The sequence below is a fragment of the Paraburkholderia hospita genome, from assembly GCF_002902965.1.
Classification (GTDB): Bacteria; Pseudomonadota; Gammaproteobacteria; order Burkholderiales; family Burkholderiaceae; genus Paraburkholderia; species Paraburkholderia hospita.
On the sequence record NZ_CP026105.1, the window covers coordinates 3,559,957 to 3,576,069 of the forward strand.

Annotated in this window: 12 protein-coding genes; 7 read left to right on the forward strand and 5 right to left on the reverse strand. The window is 62.7% G+C overall.

The window, feature by feature from the left end; all coding sequences use genetic code 11:
* Window positions 1-59: 59 nt before the first annotated feature.
* From C2L64_RS16110 to C2L64_RS16120, 3 genes are all read right to left on the reverse strand, one after another.
* On the reverse strand, window positions 60-1,853 hold the full coding sequence (locus C2L64_RS16110; protein WP_090838761.1) for a M61 family metallopeptidase: 1,794 nt from the start codon (window positions 1,851-1,853) through the stop codon (window positions 60-62).
* Between the two features lie 85 nt (window positions 1,854-1,938).
* The gene (locus C2L64_RS16115) at window positions 1,939-2,664 is read right to left on the reverse strand and encodes a DsbC family protein (RefSeq protein WP_090838759.1); all 726 of its coding nucleotides are present in this window, start codon (window positions 2,662-2,664) and stop codon (window positions 1,939-1,941) included.
* 224 nt (window positions 2,665-2,888) lie between these two features.
* Window positions 2,889-4,061 carry a UbiH/UbiF family hydroxylase gene (locus C2L64_RS16120; protein WP_086916474.1) on the reverse strand — a complete coding sequence of 391 codons (1,173 nt, stop codon included), beginning with the start codon at window positions 4,059-4,061 and terminating at the stop codon, window positions 2,889-2,891.
* 420 nt (window positions 4,062-4,481) lie between these two features.
* Here C2L64_RS16120 and ychF point away from each other — a divergent pair, with 420 nt between their 5' ends.
* Complete coding sequence (ychF, locus tag C2L64_RS16125) at window positions 4,482-5,576, forward strand: redox-regulated ATPase YchF (RefSeq protein ID WP_007580676.1); 1,095 nt, start codon at window positions 4,482-4,484, stop codon at window positions 5,574-5,576.
* Between the two features lie 285 nt (window positions 5,577-5,861).
* Here the strand turns inward: ychF and C2L64_RS16130 are convergent, their stop codons facing one another.
* Window positions 5,862-6,281, reverse strand: coding sequence for a hypothetical protein (locus tag C2L64_RS16130; RefSeq protein ID WP_143055821.1), 420 nt, complete (start codon window positions 6,279-6,281; stop codon window positions 5,862-5,864).
* 334 nt (window positions 6,282-6,615) lie between these two features.
* On the opposite strand from C2L64_RS16130, the gene ugpB reads away from it, so the two are divergent.
* The 4 genes from ugpB to C2L64_RS16150 all read left to right on the forward strand — a co-directional run bounded on the left by ugpB (window position 6,616) and on the right by C2L64_RS16150 (window position 10,843).
* On the forward strand, window positions 6,616-7,941 hold the full coding sequence (gene ugpB / locus C2L64_RS16135; RefSeq protein WP_086909651.1) for a sn-glycerol-3-phosphate ABC transporter substrate-binding protein UgpB: 1,326 nt from the start codon (window positions 6,616-6,618) through the stop codon (window positions 7,939-7,941).
* 74 nt (window positions 7,942-8,015) lie between these two features.
* Complete coding sequence (gene ugpA / locus C2L64_RS16140) at window positions 8,016-8,900, forward strand: sn-glycerol-3-phosphate ABC transporter permease UgpA (protein WP_007580682.1); 885 nt, start codon at window positions 8,016-8,018, stop codon at window positions 8,898-8,900.
* Entirely contained in the window at window positions 8,897-9,742 is an 846-nt protein-coding gene (gene ugpE, locus C2L64_RS16145) for a sn-glycerol-3-phosphate ABC transporter permease UgpE (RefSeq protein ID WP_090838755.1), read from the forward strand. Before ugpA ends, ugpE begins: the two co-directional genes overlap by 4 nt.
* 12 nt (window positions 9,743-9,754) lie before the next feature.
* Window positions 9,755-10,843, forward strand: a complete 1,089-nt coding sequence (locus C2L64_RS16150; protein ID WP_086909653.1) for a sn-glycerol-3-phosphate import ATP-binding protein UgpC — start codon at window positions 9,755-9,757, stop codon at window positions 10,841-10,843.
* Window positions 10,844-11,128: 285 nt separating this feature from the next.
* On the opposite strand, the gene C2L64_RS16155 is transcribed toward C2L64_RS16150, so the two are convergent.
* Window positions 11,129-12,076, reverse strand: a complete 948-nt coding sequence (locus C2L64_RS16155) for an IS110 family RNA-guided transposase (RefSeq protein ID WP_039901856.1) — start codon at window positions 12,074-12,076, stop codon at window positions 11,129-11,131.
* A gap of 1,006 nt (window positions 12,077-13,082) precedes the next feature.
* Here C2L64_RS16155 and ettA point away from each other — a divergent pair.
* On the forward strand, window positions 13,083-14,750 hold the full coding sequence (gene ettA, locus C2L64_RS16160; RefSeq protein ID WP_086909654.1) for an energy-dependent translational throttle protein EttA: 1,668 nt from the start codon (window positions 13,083-13,085) through the stop codon (window positions 14,748-14,750).
* A gap of 212 nt (window positions 14,751-14,962) precedes the next feature.
* Window positions 14,963-16,102: a DUF748 domain-containing protein gene (locus tag C2L64_RS16165; protein WP_086909655.1), complete on the forward strand. Its 1,140-nt coding sequence runs from the start codon at window positions 14,963-14,965 to the stop codon at window positions 16,100-16,102.
* Window positions 16,103-16,113 lie beyond the last annotated feature (11 nt).

Below are 16,113 nucleotides of genomic sequence, written 5' to 3' on the forward strand. Positions count from 1 at the left end.
GAACAATCCGCCGCCGGGCTGCGCCGTGCGAGCGCCGCCGGCGAGCCCTCCGGTGCGCCTTACTTGCCGCCCAGCCAGCGTTTGCGGGCCGTCACGGCCGCCGCGCGTTTGTCGTTCGCGGTGAGTTTGTAGCGCGAGACCTCCGGTCCGTCCAGCTTGACCTGCGCGGCGCGCAGCTCGTCGCGCCGGAACGCGTGCACCTCGACCTTCGCGCCGGGCTGGTAGCGCGACAGCAGCGCGTCGAGATTCGAGCCCGTCACGCGCAAGCCGTCGACGGCGATCAGCACGTCGCCCGCCGACAGGCCGGCCTTCTGCGCCGCGCTGCCGTCATGAACGGCCGCCACCGTGCAGTCCGCGCCGCCGCGCATGCGCGCGCCGAGCGACGGCTTGCCCTTCAGATCGACGTCCGCCTCGAGTGTCACGCCGAACGACGCCAGCAGCGTGTCGAGCGGCAGATCGCTCGTGCCGCGCACGCCTTCCGCGAAAAGCTCCGACAGGTCCGCGCCCGTGGCCTCGGCGAACAGCGCCTCGACGTCGGCTTCCTCGATACCCTGACTCGTGCCCTTGAAGAAGTCGCGTCCGTAGCGCTGCCACAGCAGGCGCATCACGTCGTCGAGCGATTTGCGGTTCTGCGTTTGCGCACGAATCGTCAGATCGAACGCGAGCGCGACCAGCGAGCCCTTCGTGTAATAGCTGACGATCGCGTTCGCGGCGTTTTCGTCCTGACGGTAGTACTTGACCCATGCGTCGAACGAGCTTTCGGCGACCGTCTGCTTCAGGCGCCCGCTGCCGCGCAGCACGCCGCCGATCGTCTTGCCGAGCAGCGTGAAATAGTCGGTTTCCTTGATCAGGCCGCTGCGCACGAGCACCAGGTCGTCGTAGTACGACGTGAAGCCTTCGAACAGCCACAGCAGCGACGTGTAATTTTCCTGCGTCAGATCGTACGGCGCGAACACGGCTGGCTTGATGCGCTTCACGTTCCACGTGTGGAAGTATTCGTGGCTGCACAGGCCGAGATACGTGCGATAGCCGTCCGTCGTCTCGTCGCGGCCTTCGACGGGCAAATCCGCGCGATTGCAGATCAGCGCAGTCGATGCGCGATGCTCCAGACCGCCGTAGCCATCGGTGACGGCTTGCGTCATGAAGACGTAGCGGTCCATCGGCGCCTTTTTCGAGCGGGGCTCGAAGAGCGCGATCTGCGCTTCGCACACGCGCTTCAGATCCGCCGACAGCCGCGCCATGTCCAACCCGATCACGCGCCCGGCGATCACGATGTCGTGCGGCAGGCCGTGCGCCTTGAACGTCGCGAGTTCGAATTCGCCGAGCGTGACGGGATGATCGATCAGCTCGTCGTAGTTCTGCGCGCTGTACTCGCCGAAGCCATAGCGCTTGGTGCCGCGCGCTTCCGTCAGCGCCGTCGCGACGCGCCAGTTGCGGAATTGCGGACCGGCAGGCTTCTGGATATCGACGACGCACGGTGCGTCCTCGAACCCGAGCGGCGACAGGAACACGCTTGTGCCATTGAAGAAGCCCGTCGTGTCGTCGAGATGCGCGGCGCGCACCGACATGTCCCAAGCGTAGACCTCGTAGCGCAGCGTCAGCGCGCCCTTGACGGGCGCCGCCTGCCACGAGTGCTTGTCGGTCTTTTCGAGCCGCACCTTGCGGCCCGCGTCGTTGAACGCGCGCAGCGTGACGATGTTGCGCGCGAATTCGCGGACCATGTAGCTGCCGGGAATCCACACGGGCAGCATGAAGCGCTGGCCCGACGGATCGGGCTCGGCGACGGTCACGGTCACTTCGAAGAGATGGGCGGCGGGTTGCTTCGGAACGATGGTGTAGCGGATCGGCTTCATCGGCGCTCGTGTGTGGAAACTCGTGAAGAAACGACAGGAGGCGCCGCGCGCCTCCTTTCAAACAGATTCAGACGATGCGCGCAGCTCAGCGCACCGACGACAACGCCTTGTCCAGCTGGTCCGCCGGCACGGCGCCCGGCAGGCGACGTCCATCCGCGAGAAACACGGTCGGCGTGCCGCTCACGTTCATCGACTGTCCGAGCACGAGGTTCTTGTCGATCGCGGCCGTGTCGCAGGTGCCGGGCGCGGTCGGCGCGCGGTGATCCTGCATCCAGGCTTCCCATGCCTTCGCGCGGTCGGAGGAACACCAGATCGACTTCGACTTCACCGTCGAATCCGGCGACAGGACCGGGTACAGGAACGTGTAAACGGTGATGTTATCCATCGATTTCAGCGTCGTTTCAAGCTGCTTGCAGTACGGGCAGTTCGGATCGGAGAACACGGCGATCTTGCGGCTGCCATTGCCCTTCACCACTTTCACCGCGTTCGCGAACGGCAAGCTCGCGAAATCGATGCGGTTGGTTTCGGACAGGCGCGCTTCCGTCAGATTCTGGCGCGTCTTCGCGTCGATCATGTCGCCGAGAATCAGATGGTCGCCCGTCGCGTCGCTATAGACGATCTGCGAGCCGAGGTTCACCTCGTACAGCCCGTCGATCGGCGACTTCGACACGCTTTTGATCGTCGCTTCGCTCAGACGCGATTGCAGCGTCGACTTGAGCTTGTCGGTGGTCTGGTCGGCCTGCGCCGAACAGCCGAGGCCGAGGGTCGAGACGGCCAGCGCCAGCGCGGCGATGCGGATACGTTTCTTCATGCTGCTGCTCCTGATTCGATTCGGCGCGCGGCCCATTTGCCGCTCGTCTGCGCCTGTGTTCAAGTTCCGCGCGGGGCTCCGGGTGTGTGCCGGAGTATTCCCTTTTGCATCGATGCGTGTGGGTGCTTCAGGCAGTGCTGCGCAGATGGTATGCCTTGCGTTCGATCCTGTCAGATCGCGCGCGCCGCCGTTCCGTTCCACCTGGCGCGTGGCTGGCGCATTGTTCAGCCCAGCGCCGCCGAAACCAGCCAGCGCTTGACCAGCGGCTGCGCGCCGACGAATGCCATGCCCGTGTTGCGAACCGCGCGCGCGATATTGCCCGGCAGCCCGAACAGCTTCTGCAGGCCGTCGGTGGCGATGGTCAGCGCGCGGATGTCTTCGCTGCGCGAGCGTTCGTACCGGCGCAACAGCACAGTGTCGCCGATATCGCGGAACGCCTCTTTCTTCACGATCACGTCCACCAGCGACGCCACGTCGCGCAAGCCCAGATTCATGCCCTGCCCCGCGAGCGGATGGATCAGGTGCGCGGCATCGCCGACCAGCGCGACGCGTGGCGCGACCAGCCGGTCGACGGTTTGCAGTGCAAGCGGAAAGCCTTGGGCGGGCGTCACGCATTCCAGCGTGCCGAGCGCGCCCATCGTCGCGCGTTCGACTTCCGCCGCGAGTTGCGCCGGATCGAGTTTGACGAGCGTGTTCGCGTGATCGGTCATCGCCGACCAGACCAGCGACACGTGGCCGTCCGGCAGCGGCAGCAGCGCGATGATCTCGCCGTCGCGGAACCACTGGTACGCCGTCTCGCCGTGAGGGCGCCCGGCCTTGAAGTTCGCGACGACGCCCGTCTGCCGGTAGTCGCGCCGGTTCACCTTCGAGCCGATCTGCGCGCGCACCCACGAATGGGCGCCGTCCGCGCCCACCACGAGATCCGCTTCGAGCACGTTGCCGTTTGCGAGACCGATGGTCGCGCCGCCCGTCTTGACGTCGAGCCCCTGCGCGCGGGTGTCGAGCCACGTGAGGTTGGGCTGGAAGCGCAGCGCGGCGTCGAGCGCCTGTTCGATCAGCGACGATTCGGCGATCCACGCGAGCTGCGGCACGGATGCCTGGAACGCCGAGAAATGCAGTTCGGCATGTGCGTCGCCGTAGACGCGCATGTCGTAGACGGGCGCGAGCCGCGACGTGTCGAGCGCCTGCCACACGCGCAAGCGTTCGAGCAGCGCCTGCGAGCTCGCGGACAGCGCGTAGACGCGCGAGTCGAATACGGCGTCGGCGGGCAGCGGCTGACAATGCTGCGCAAGCAATGCGACGCGCAGGCCGCTTTGCGTGAGCGCAAGCGCCGCCGTCTTGCCGACGAGCCCGCCGCCGATCACGGCGACGTCGAAGGACTGATGGTGAGCATTCATGCGGCCATTATAGCCGTGAGGGGTGCCGGGGACGGATCGGCGGGACAGGCTTTTGGCGCGGTTTCAGCGTTGTTTGAGCAGTGATTGATGCAGATCGGGCACAAGTCTCGTCGATTGTGGACTGCATATGCACGCGCTCGTACAGCGAACGGCACGCGCCACCGCTTCTCCGCTGCCGCGAGCGCGCCGCCGGACAGGGTTACAATTGCGGTTTTCGGTTATCCGGCACCTCCGGCGCGCGTTTGCAGCGCGGCGGGTGTCTTACGACAGTCCGCCTGTGCCGCGTGTTTTCGGCGCGTGCTTCTGGCACGTGCCTGGCGCCAGCGGACTTGCGGGCCGCGGCCAGCATCGCGCCGCGCCACATGTAGCCCGCGCTCCGTTCGCCGAAGCCTGTCACCACCTGATTTGTAGAGAACCTTCATGAGCCTCAAATGCGGCATCGTCGGCCTGCCTAACGTCGGCAAGTCCACCCTGTTCAACGCGCTGACCAAGGCGGGCATCGCCGCCGAAAACTATCCGTTCTGCACGATCGAGCCGAACGTCGGTGTGGTCGAAGTGCCGGATGCGCGCCTGACGGCGCTCGCCGGCATCGTCAAGCCGGAGCGCATCGTGCCCGCCGTCGTCGAGTTCGTCGACATCGCGGGTCTGGTGGCAGGAGCGAGCAAGGGCGAAGGTCTCGGCAACCAGTTCCTCGCGAATATCCGCGAAACGGATGCGATCACGCACGTCGTGCGCTGCTTCGAAGACGAGAACGTGATTCACGTCGCGGGCAAGGTCGATCCCGTGTCGGATATCGAAGTGATCAACACGGAACTCGCGCTCGCCGACCTCGCGACGGTCGAAAAGGCGCTCACACGCTATGCGAAAGCCGCGAAGTCAGGCAACGACAAGGAAGCGGTGAAGCTCGCTGCCGTGCTGGAAAAGGTTCGCGCGCAGCTGGATCAGGCCAAGCCGGTTCGTGGGCTGGATCTGACGGAAGAAGAGCTTCTGCTGATCAGGCCGTTCTGCCTGATTACGGCCAAGCCGGCCATGTACGTCGCGAACGTCAAGGAAGACGGCTTCGAGAACAATCCGCACCTGGACGCGGTCCGCAAGTATGCCGAAACGGAGAATGCGCCCGTGGTCGCCGTGTGCGCGGCGATCGAGGCGGAAATCGCCGATCTCGCCGATGAAGACAAGGAAGTGTTCCTCGCCGACATGGGCATGCACGAGCCGGGTCTGAACCGTGTGATTCGCGCGGGTTTCAAGCTGCTCGGCCTGCAGACGTATTTCACGGCGGGCGTGAAGGAAGTGCGCGCGTGGACGATCCATGTCGGCGATACCGCGCCGCAGGCAGCGGGCGCGATTCACACGGACTTCGAACGCGGCTTCATTCGCGCGCAGACGATCGGCTTTGACGATTACATCGCGTACAAGGGTGAACAAGGCGCGAAGGAAGCGGGCAAGATGCGCGCGGAAGGGAAGGAGTACATCGTGCATGATGGCGACGTGATGAACTTTTTGTTCAACGTCTGACGTCTGCTTCGCAGACGCCTTTAATCGCCGGGTCGCCTGTCCCGGCGATATCCTCACGGAGAGAAGCGCCCGACCGGGCGCTTCGTCACATATCCAGACTCTCGACGTCGATCAACACCGGCGCCTTCGTGCCGGGCTGACGCTCGACGGTCGCTCTCACCGATTGCCCCCAAAGCGGTCGAACGATTCGGCGGATTGCTCGGCGAGCAACTCGCTTCGGGTTCGGCAGAAGGGAACGTGGTGCGCCATTCCATTCTGATGGACCACAAAGCCAGACAACGCCGCCTATACGTCATTGTCCGAAAGCCCATTGCCTCGCACAATCAAGTGCTGCTCAAGGTAAACATCTTTGAGCACGTCGCGAACCTCCTCTAGCAGCGCCTCGGGTCCAAAACCAAGCAGCGCCTGCGCAGCCAGCCGCTCCGCGCTTCTGACCTGCTTGCACCGCAACGCAAGTGTCGCCGCGCTACGAAGCAGAACGGTACGAGTCGGTTCCGACGATTCAGCGCAAGACAACATTCCGACCGCGCGCTCTTCCAGTTCGAGAGCAAGTGTCGTTTCCGCGAGGAAGTGGGCTTCATCGCCATGCGACTGAAAATACATCGCTGCGTCAGCGTGCTCCATCGCCTGTCGGTGAAGATGCACGACCTGCTCGAATGCACGGTCACTTACATCAAGCTGAATTGCTGCATCGTTCTTTGCCATCGACATCTCACCAGCGAAAAAGGACTATCGCCGATTCTTGCATGCGCCCAAAGCTCGATGGCAAGCGCTCAATTCAAAGAGTGTGTCGAATCCTTTCGAGAATATGCACCACGACTCAAACCGCTTTTCCAAGTCAACCAATGCTACATTTCCGCTTTCACCAAACCGTTTGCACCAACAACTAGCACGCGCATAGTACTTCCGACGCTTTCCTGTCATCGACCACAACTAGAATCGCGCGACCGCAATTCCGCGCTTTCCAACCGCAACCTCGTTGCATGGGACCAGAGTGAGGCGCTAAAGCGCCAACTCTGGCCGACAAAGGAGACTCTCGATGCATTGCAAGCCGCTCTTCCGTTCGCTATCCGTCGCGGCCGTTCTGGCCTTCGGCGTCCACCAAAGCGCTTACGCCGCCACTGAAATCCAGTTCTGGCACGCGATGGAAGCCGCCCTCGGCGAACGTCTGAACACGATCGCCAACGACTTCAATGCATCGCAGAGCGACTACAAGATCGTCCCCGTCTTCAAGGGCACCTACGACCAGACGCTCGCAGCCGGCATCGCCGCGTATCGCAGCGGCAACGCGCCCGCGATCCTGCAGGTCTACGAGGTCGGCACGGCGACGATGATGCAGGCGAAGAAAGCCGTCATTCCCGTCTCCGACGTGTTCAAGCAGGCTGACATGACGCTCGACGAAAAAGCCTTCGTGCCGACCATCGCCAGCTATTACAGTGACTCGAAGACAGGCCACCTGATTTCGATGCCGTTCAACAGCTCGACGCCCGTCCTCTACTACAACAAGGAAGCCTTCAAGAAGGCCGGCCTCGATCCGAACACGCCGCCCAAAACGTGGGCCGAACTGGAGCAGGACGCGCTGAAACTGAAAGCAGCGGGCATGTCGTGCGGCTATTCGTCCGGCTGGCAAAGCTGGATTCAGCTCGAGAACTACAGCGCATGGCACGGCGCGCCGTTCGCGACGGAGAACAACGGCTTCGACGGCGCCGACGCGAAGCTCGAATTCAACAAGCCGCTGCAGATCGCGCACATCACGTTCCTGCAGAAGATGGCGAAGGAAGGCGCATTCACCTATGTCGGTCGCAAGGACGAACCGGTGTCGAAGTTCTATAGCGGCGACTGCGGGATCATCACGAACTCGTCCGGCTCGCTGGCGACCATCCGCAAGTACGCGAAGTTCGACTTCGGCACGGGCATGATGCCGTACGACGCGAGCGTGAAGGGCGCGCCGCAGAACGCGATCATCGGCGGCGCGAGCTTGTGGGTGCTGTCGGGTAAGGACCCGGCCGTCTATAAGGGCGTCGCGAAGTTCCTCGCCTATCTCAGCTCGCCGCCCGTCGCCGCGAAATGGCATCAGGACACGGGTTATCTGCCCGTCACCACGGCCGCCTATCAGTTGACCCAGCAACAGGGCTTCTATGAAAAGAATCCCGGTAGCGACACGGCTATCAAGCAGATGCTGAACAAGCCGCCTCTGCCGTACACGAAGGGCCTGCGTCTGGGCAACATGCCGCAGATCCGCACGATCATCGACGAAGAACTCGAACAGGTCTGGTCCGACAAGAAGACGCCTAAGGATGCGCTCGATTCGTCGGTGTCGCGCGGCGACGAACTGCTGCGCCGCTTCGAGAAAGCGGGTAGCTGATCCTCAAGACAGGCGCGCTTTCAAAGCGTTAGCGTAAAGCGCGCCTCATCCGTTCACTGTTGCTAAGGACGTCGATGGACAAGCGTTCCCGCTTCGGCACCAGCTTCCTGCCGTATCTGCTCGTCGCGCCGCAACTCGCGATCACCCTGCTGTTCTTTCTGCTGCCCGCGGGCGAAGCCCTCTGGCAATCGACGCAGACACAGGACGCGTTCGGCACGTCGAGCGAATTTGTCGGCTTGAGCAACTTCAAGCAGCTATTCGGCGATCCGCTGTATCTCGCATCGTTCGAAACGACGCTGATTTTTTGCGCGCTCGTCACCGTGTCGGGTCTCGCGATCTCGCTGCTGTTCGCCGCCTGCGCCGACCGCGTGACACGCGGCGCGAGAGCCTATCAGACGCTGTTGATCTGGCCGTACGCGGTCGCGCCCGCGATTGCCGCCGTGCTGTGGTCGTTCCTTTTCAACCCGAGCATCGGCCTCGTGACCTTTGCGCTCGGCAAGGCGGGCATTGTCTGGAATCACGCGCTCAATCCCGGTCAGGCGATGTTCCTCGTCGTGCTTGCCTCCGTGTGGAAGCAGGTCAGCTACAACTTCCTGTTCTTCTACGCGGGCCTCCAGGCCATTCCGCGCTCGCTGATCGAAGCGGCCGCGATCGACGGCGCGGGTCCCGTGCGGCGCTTCTTCGGCGTCGCGCTGCCGCTGCTGTCGCCGACGACGTTCTTTCTGCTCGTCGTCAACCTGGTCTACGCGTTCTTCGACACCTTCCCGATCATCGACGCCGCGACGGGAGGCGGTCCCGCGCAATCGACGCGCACGCTGATCTACAAGATCTTCGCGGAAGGCTTTCAGGGTCTCGATATTGGCAGTTCGGGCGCGCAGTCGGTGGTGCTGATGCTGATCGTGGTCGGGCTGACCGTCGTGCAGTTCCGTTTCATCGAGCGGAGGGTTCAATACTCATGATCGAGAATCGCCGCGGCTTCGATATCTTCTGCCACGTCGTGTTGCTGATCGGCGTGGTGCTGGTCGTGTTTCCCGTCTACGTCGCGTTCTGCGCGGCGACGATGAGCGAGCATGAAGTGTTCAACGTGCCGCTGTCGCTCGTGCCGAGCACGCATCTGTTCGACAACATCGCCAACATCTGGACGCACGGCACGGGCAACGCGGCCAGTCCGTTCGGCACGATGCTCGTCAACAGCCTCGTGATGGCGCTGGTGATCGCGATCGGCAAGATCGCCGTTTCGATCATCTCGGCGTTCGCGATCGTGTTCTTCCGCTTTCCGGGCCGCAGCGTCGCGTTCTGGCTGATCTTCATCACGCTGATGCTGCCCGTCGAAGTGCGCATCTTTCCGACTGTGCAGGTCGTGTCGTCGATGCATCTGAGCAACACGTACGCCGGCCTCACGCTGCCGCTGATCGCGTCCGCGACCGCGACATTCCTGTTCCGCCAGTTCTTCCTCACGCTGCCCGACGAATTGATTGAAGCGGCGCGTATCGACGGCGCGGGGCCGCTGCGTTTTTTCTGGGACGTGGTGCTGCCACTGTCGAAGACGAACCTCGCGGCGCTCTTCGTGATCACGTTCATCTACGGCTGGAATCAATACCTGTGGCCGATCCTGATCACCAGCCAGCAATCGCTGACGACGGCCGTGGTCGGCATCAAGAGCATGATCGCTTCCGGCGACACCGCGACCGAATGGCATCTCGTGATGGCCGCGACGCTGCTCGCGATGCTGCCGCCGCTCGTCGTTGTGCTGGCGATGCAGCGCTGGTTCGTGCGCGGTCTCGTGGATGCGGAAAAATAAGGATAAAGAGTCATGTCTGCACTGGCGCTCAAAGGCGTAAAGAAATCGTACGACGGCAAGCAGAACGTTCTGCACGGCATCAACGCGGACGTCGAGGACGGCGAGTTCGTCGTGATGGTCGGGCCATCGGGTTGCGGCAAGTCGACCTTGCTGCGGATGGTCGCGGGACTGGAGGCCATCACCGAGGGTGAGATTGCGATCGACGGCAAGGTTGTGAACAACCTGGAGCCGAAGGATCGCAACATCGCGATGGTGTTCCAGAACTACGCGCTTTATCCGCACATGACGGTTGCGGAGAACATGGGTTACGCGCTGAAGATTGCGGGGCTGACGAAGTCGAAGATCGAGTCGCGGGTGCTGACGGCGGCGAAGATTCTCGAACTGGAACCGCTGCTGTCGAGAAAGCCGCGCGAGTTGTCGGGTGGCCAGCGACAACGCGTCGCGATGGGCCGCGCGATCGTGCGCGAGCCGGCTGTGTTTCTGTTCGACGAGCCGCTGTCGAATCTGGATGCCCGTCTGCGCGTGCAGATGCGGCTCGAAATTCAGCGGCTGCATGGCCGCCTCAAGACGACGAGCCTATACGTGACGCACGACCAGATCGAAGCGATGACGCTCGCGCAGCGTGTGATCGTGATGAACCGCGGGCATGCGGAGCAGATCGGTGCTCCCACCGAGGTCTATGAGCGGCCTGCGACGACGTTTGTTGCTGGTTTTATCGGCTCGCCGGGGATGAATTTGCTGAACGGCTGGATCACGGAGGATGGCGCCTTTTTTGAAGTTGCGGGAGAGGGACCGAAGTTGCCTTTGGCGGGCGTGCCGTGCGTTGGCCGCGAAGTCGCGGCGGGACAGGCGTGTGTGCTTGGAATTCGGCCGGAGCATATGACGCCCTCGGACGCCGTTGTGCCTTCGGCCACGCTTGCCGTTGATTCTTGCGAATTGCTCGGCGCCGATAATCTCGCGCATGGGCGCTGGGGCAAGCACGATGTGACTGTGCGTTTGCCACATGGGCATCGGCCGCAAGCCGGCGAACGGCTTCAGGTCGCGTTGCCCGCGCAGCATATTCATTTCTTCGATGAGGAAACGGGGCGGCGGGTCAATTGAGCTGTGCGGTTTTGCTTTTGCTTTCGCTTTTGCTTTCGCCTTTGTTTTTGCTTTCGCTTTTGCTGGCATCCGCGATTTGTTAGCTCGCTTCAAGCGTCGCCCCTGTGCGGGGCGGCACCTACTTTTCTTTGCCGCCGCAAAGAAAAGCAACCGTATTGGAAGTCAAGCGGGAGGCTGTTCCGGGGTGCTGGATTCTCAATGTGGTTGCCGGTTCCGTACAGGCGAGCGCAAACCACGCGAGTGATCGCGTTCAGGCACAGCATCCAGGCAAAGCTATACCGCCGGTTAGTTCGTCGATGGGTTCCAGGGTGTTGAGTTATGGACCATGGCGTTGAGCGTCACGATGAGCTTGCGAATGCACGCGGTCATGGCCACCTTGAAGGGTTTGCCGGCCTGACGCAGACGGTCGTAGAAGGCCCTGATGGTCGGATTGAAGCGCAGCGCGGGGATGCAAGCCATATAAAGCGCGCGCCGCACGATGGCACGACCGCCCTGAATGCGACGCTTGCCGGTGTGCTTGCCGCTATCGGAATTGAACGGAGCAACACCGGTCAGCGCGGCGATCTCGCGGCGGTTCAATGAACCGAGTTGTGGCATGAACGCGATCAGTGTGGCCGCGGCGCCGGGACCGATGCCGGGCACCGAGCGCAGCAGGTCCTCCTTCTGACGCCACGCGGGCGAAGCGCGCAGGAACGAATCGATGTCCCTGTCGGCGACGGTGAGCTGCTGTTTGAGCCATTTGATATGGTCATTCAGGCTTTCCTTAGCCGCGGCATGAGCGCGCTCCAGGCGGGCTTTTTCGGCCACGAGCATGTCGATGAGCTGGGCACGGCGCAGCAGCAGGGCTTGCAGCTGCTCGGTCTGCACATCGTTGAGCGGGCGCACGACGGGTTTGATGACGGCGGCGAAATGGGCGATGACGAACGCGTCGATGCGGTCGGTCTTCGCCCGTTTGCCGGTGGCTCTGGCAAAGTCGCGCACCTGTCGGGGATTAACCGCGACAGCGGGCAGGCCGGCCTGGCAGAGCGCCCTGAGCACGGCGAGTTCGAGCTTGCCGGTGGCCTCCATGACGATCAGGGTGGGACCCAGCGCGATCAGACGCTGGACCAACTGTTCGATGGCGGCGGTTTCATTGTCGACACTGAAATGTTCGGTCGTGTCGTGGATGGCAACGTCGAGCGTGCTACCGCTGACGTCGATGCCGATATAAAGGGACGAAGAAGTCTGGTTCATCACGGTACCCATACTTGCAGGAAAATACGAGCTCGAGGCTCAGTCAACTGTTCGGGTTAAGACGATGAGAAGGACAGTCGCTCAGGCTTTTCTGCGAGCTCAAGGCACTATAGGCAGACGAGCTGACTGTCCGTGTGGCGACAACTGATCGGGTCGGTGCCACGGAGGGGAATATACAAGTAGGCAAAAGAAAGCGGCTAACACCGCCAGCACGTGTTCTTATCCACGGGCCCCCAACGTCCCCACTCTTCGCACCGAAGTGCCCTGGTCGATGCTCGTTGCCAACGCTTTGAATGAGCGACCCACCCGCTTCGAATGCTTTTGCACGGGCCAGCGGCAGCGAACGGTATGTGCCGCCCAGGTGGCAAACTGTGTGTAGGTTGTCGTGTCATACACGTTAGCGCTCTTACAGGGTGGGACGCGTCTGCTATCGGTCCGAAGTGAGGCGTGTGGAGCACTTGGGCCTACACACAGTTTGCCACCTGGGCGGCAGTGGAATATCTGGTACGGCATGCTGCGACGCGGGTGTATGGAGCGGGAGAGGCGCTCATTCAAAGCGTTGGCAACGAACATGGGTCACGTGATTACCGTGTGAAGCGTGAGACCGGTTGGGGGCCCTCAGGCAAACACAAGAAATGGCGGTGTTAGCCGCTTTCTTTTGCCTACTTTTCTTTGCACCGCCGCAAAGAAAAGTAGGTGCCGCCCCGCACAGGGGCGACGCGTGACGCTAGACAACAATCCGCGGATGCCAGCGAAACCAAGTGCGAACCGCTACTACCCCAACGCCCCGCAGAGACAAAACCCGCACAACAACTTCACGCAGTGTCAAACCCCTACCCCAAACAAAAAGCGTCGAACACACACGAAGTACAATACGGTTTCCGCCCGCGGCGCGCGCCAATCCAATACCCGCAGCGCCCGGCAACAACAAGCAGCTACACCAAACCCATTCACCTGACGCCGTCCGCCGTCGCGCGGACCGCGCCCCCAACCCAAGCGTAAGCAAATGGCCCAATACGTCTTCACCATGAACCGGGTCGGCAAGATCGTGCCGCCCAAGCGTCAAATCCTGAAAGACATCTCGCTGTCATTCTTCCCCGGCGCCAAGATCGGCCTGCTCGGCCTGAACGGCTCGGGCAAGTCCACGCTGATCAGGATCATGGCCGGCGTCGACAAGGACATCGAAGGCGAAGCCACGCCGATGCCGAACCTGAACATCGGCTATCTGCCGCAGGAGCCGCAGCTCGATCCGCAAAAGACCGTCCGCGAAGCCGTCGAAGACGGTCTCGGCGACGTGTTCCAGGCGCACAAGAAGCTCGATGAGATCTACGCCGCCTACGCCGAGCCGGACGCCGACTTCGATGCTCTCGCCGCCGAGCAGGCGAAGTACGAAGCCATCCTCGCGACATCGGACGGCGGCAGCCCCGAGCAACAGCTCGAAGTCGCCGCCGACGCGCTGCGCCTGCCGCCGTGGGACGCGAAGATCGAGAACCTGTCGGGCGGCGAAAAGCGCCGTGTAGCGCTGTGCAAGCTGCTGCTCCAAAAGCCCGACATGCTGCTGCTCGACGAACCGACCAACCACCTCGACGCCGAATCCGTCGAATGGCTCGAACAGTTCCTCACGCGTTTCCCCGGCACCGTCGTCGCCGTCACCCACGATCGCTACTTCCTCGACAACGCCGCCGAGTGGATTCTCGAACTCGACCGCGGCCACGGCATTCCGTGGAAGGGCAACTACAGCAGCTGGCTCGACCAGAAGGAAGACCGCCTGAAGCAGGAAGAAGCGAGCGAATCCGCGCGTCAAAAGGCGATCAAGAAAGAACTGGAATGGGTGCGCCAGAACCCGAAGGGCCGTCAGGCAAAGTCGAAGGCGCGTATTGCCCGCTTCGAGGAACTGAACAGCCAGGAATACCAGAAGCGCAACGAAACCCAGGAAATCTTCATCCCCGTCGGCGACCGGCTCGGCAATGAAGTGATCGAGTTCAAGAACGTCAGCAAGTCGTATGGCGATCGCCTGCTCATCGACGACCTGAGCTTGAAGATCCCGGCAGGCGCGATCGTCGGCATCATCGGCCCGAACGGCGCCGGTAAGTCGACCCTGTTCCGCATGCTGACGGGCAAGGAGCAGCCGGATTCGGGCGAAATCGTGCAAGGTCCGACCGTCAAGCTCGCCTACGTCGATCAGAGCCGCGACGCGCTCGACGGCTCGAAGACGGTGTTCGAAGCGATCTCCGGCGGCGCGGACGTGCTGACGGTCGGCAAGTACGAAACGCCGTCGCGCGCGTATATCGGCCGCTTCAACTTCAAGGGCGGCGACCAGCAGAAGATCGTCGGCAATCTGTCGGGCGGCGAGCGCGGCCGTCTGCATCTGGCCAAGACGCTGATCGCAGGCGGCAACGTGCTGCTGCTGGATGAACCGTCGAACGATCTCGACGTCGAAACGCTGCGCGCGCTCGAAGACGCACTGCTCGAATTCGCCGGCTCGGTCATGGTGATCTCGCACGATCGCTGGTTCCTCGACCGTATCGCGACGCACATCCTCGCGTTCGAAGGCGATTCGCAAGTCACGTTCTTCGACGGCAACTACCAGGAATACGAAGCGGACAAGCGCGCGCGTCTCGGCGAAGAAGCGGCGCGTCCGAAGCGTCTGCGCTACAAGCCGATCACCCGTTAAGCCTCCGCTATTCCGCTGTATCGCCGTCCGCAGCCGGGCCGTTTTGCACGGTCCGATGCGGACGGCATAAGAGTTGCTCCGTCACTCGCAAGTCGCATTCGATCCAGGCAGTTTCAGACGCGGGCACCCGCTGCCTGCGCCGCTCGCCGAAGCGCGGCAAGATCCACCCTATCTAACCCGAACCACGGCCAGCGCACGGACGAGGAGGTGGCATGGCGATGTCGATGGGCAAGCGCGTGACGTTGGCCGTCGCAGGCGCGATCGTGCTGCTCGTCGTGATTGCGCTCGGCGGGTTGTACTTCGTGCAACACGAAGTGAAAGAGCGCGTCGCCGAAGCGCTTGCGCCGCTCGGCACGGCTGAGCGCATCGACGTCGGTTTTTCGGCGATCACGCTGCGCCACGTCCGGCTGACGGCACCCGGCGACTGGCCGACACCCGAGGCCTTCACCGCCGACGAAATCACGATGACACCCGACATTCGCGATCTGCTCGCGCAACGCGTGCATCTGCAAAGCGTCGTGGTGCGCGGCTTCAGTCTCGTAGTCGTGCGCACCGCGAGCGGCAGGCTGGAAATCTTGCCGAAGCTGCGTCAAACGGTGAGCCGTCCCGGCCAGCCGGCAAGCGAAGCGAGCAGCGCGGCACCGAACCGGCCGCCGCTACCCGCCGAGAAACTCATCGACCACATCGCGTTCGCGGACGGCCAGTTCGTCTTCTACGACGAGATGATCCGCAAGCCGCCTTACAAGGTGACAGTCAGTGACGCGAATGCGAGCGTCGACCACATCCATCTGCCCGACCTCACCGAACCGACCAGTCTGTCCGTCAAAGGCTTGATCAAAGGTCCGACGCACACGGGTACGGTGACGTTCGACGGCTGGATGAAGATCGCCAGCAAGGACTCGCAAACGACCACGACGCTGCGCGGCGTCGATGTCGTGACACTCGATCCGTATCTGTTGAAAAAGGCCGGCGCGAAAACACAGGTGACGGGCGGCACGCTCGACCTCAACCTGCAGGCGACGGTGACGAGCTATCACATTCACGCACCGGGCACGGTCACGCTGCATCATCTGCAACTCGCCGCGACGGACGACCCGCTCGACACGTTCATGCAGATCCCGGCGCGCGCCGCCGTCGCCGCGCTCAAACAACACGGCGACGACATCACGCTGCACTTCGTCATAGACGGCAATCTGCGCGACCCGAAGTTCAAGCTCAATGAAAGCGTGATGACGGAGCTACGTGCGAACTTCGCGAAGGCGCTCGGCGTCAGCGCCGAGGGCGTCGCGAAGGGCGCGGGTGAAACGGTGAAAGGGCTTGGGAACGCGCTGAAGAATTTGCTGGGACAGTGAGGCCCGCTTCA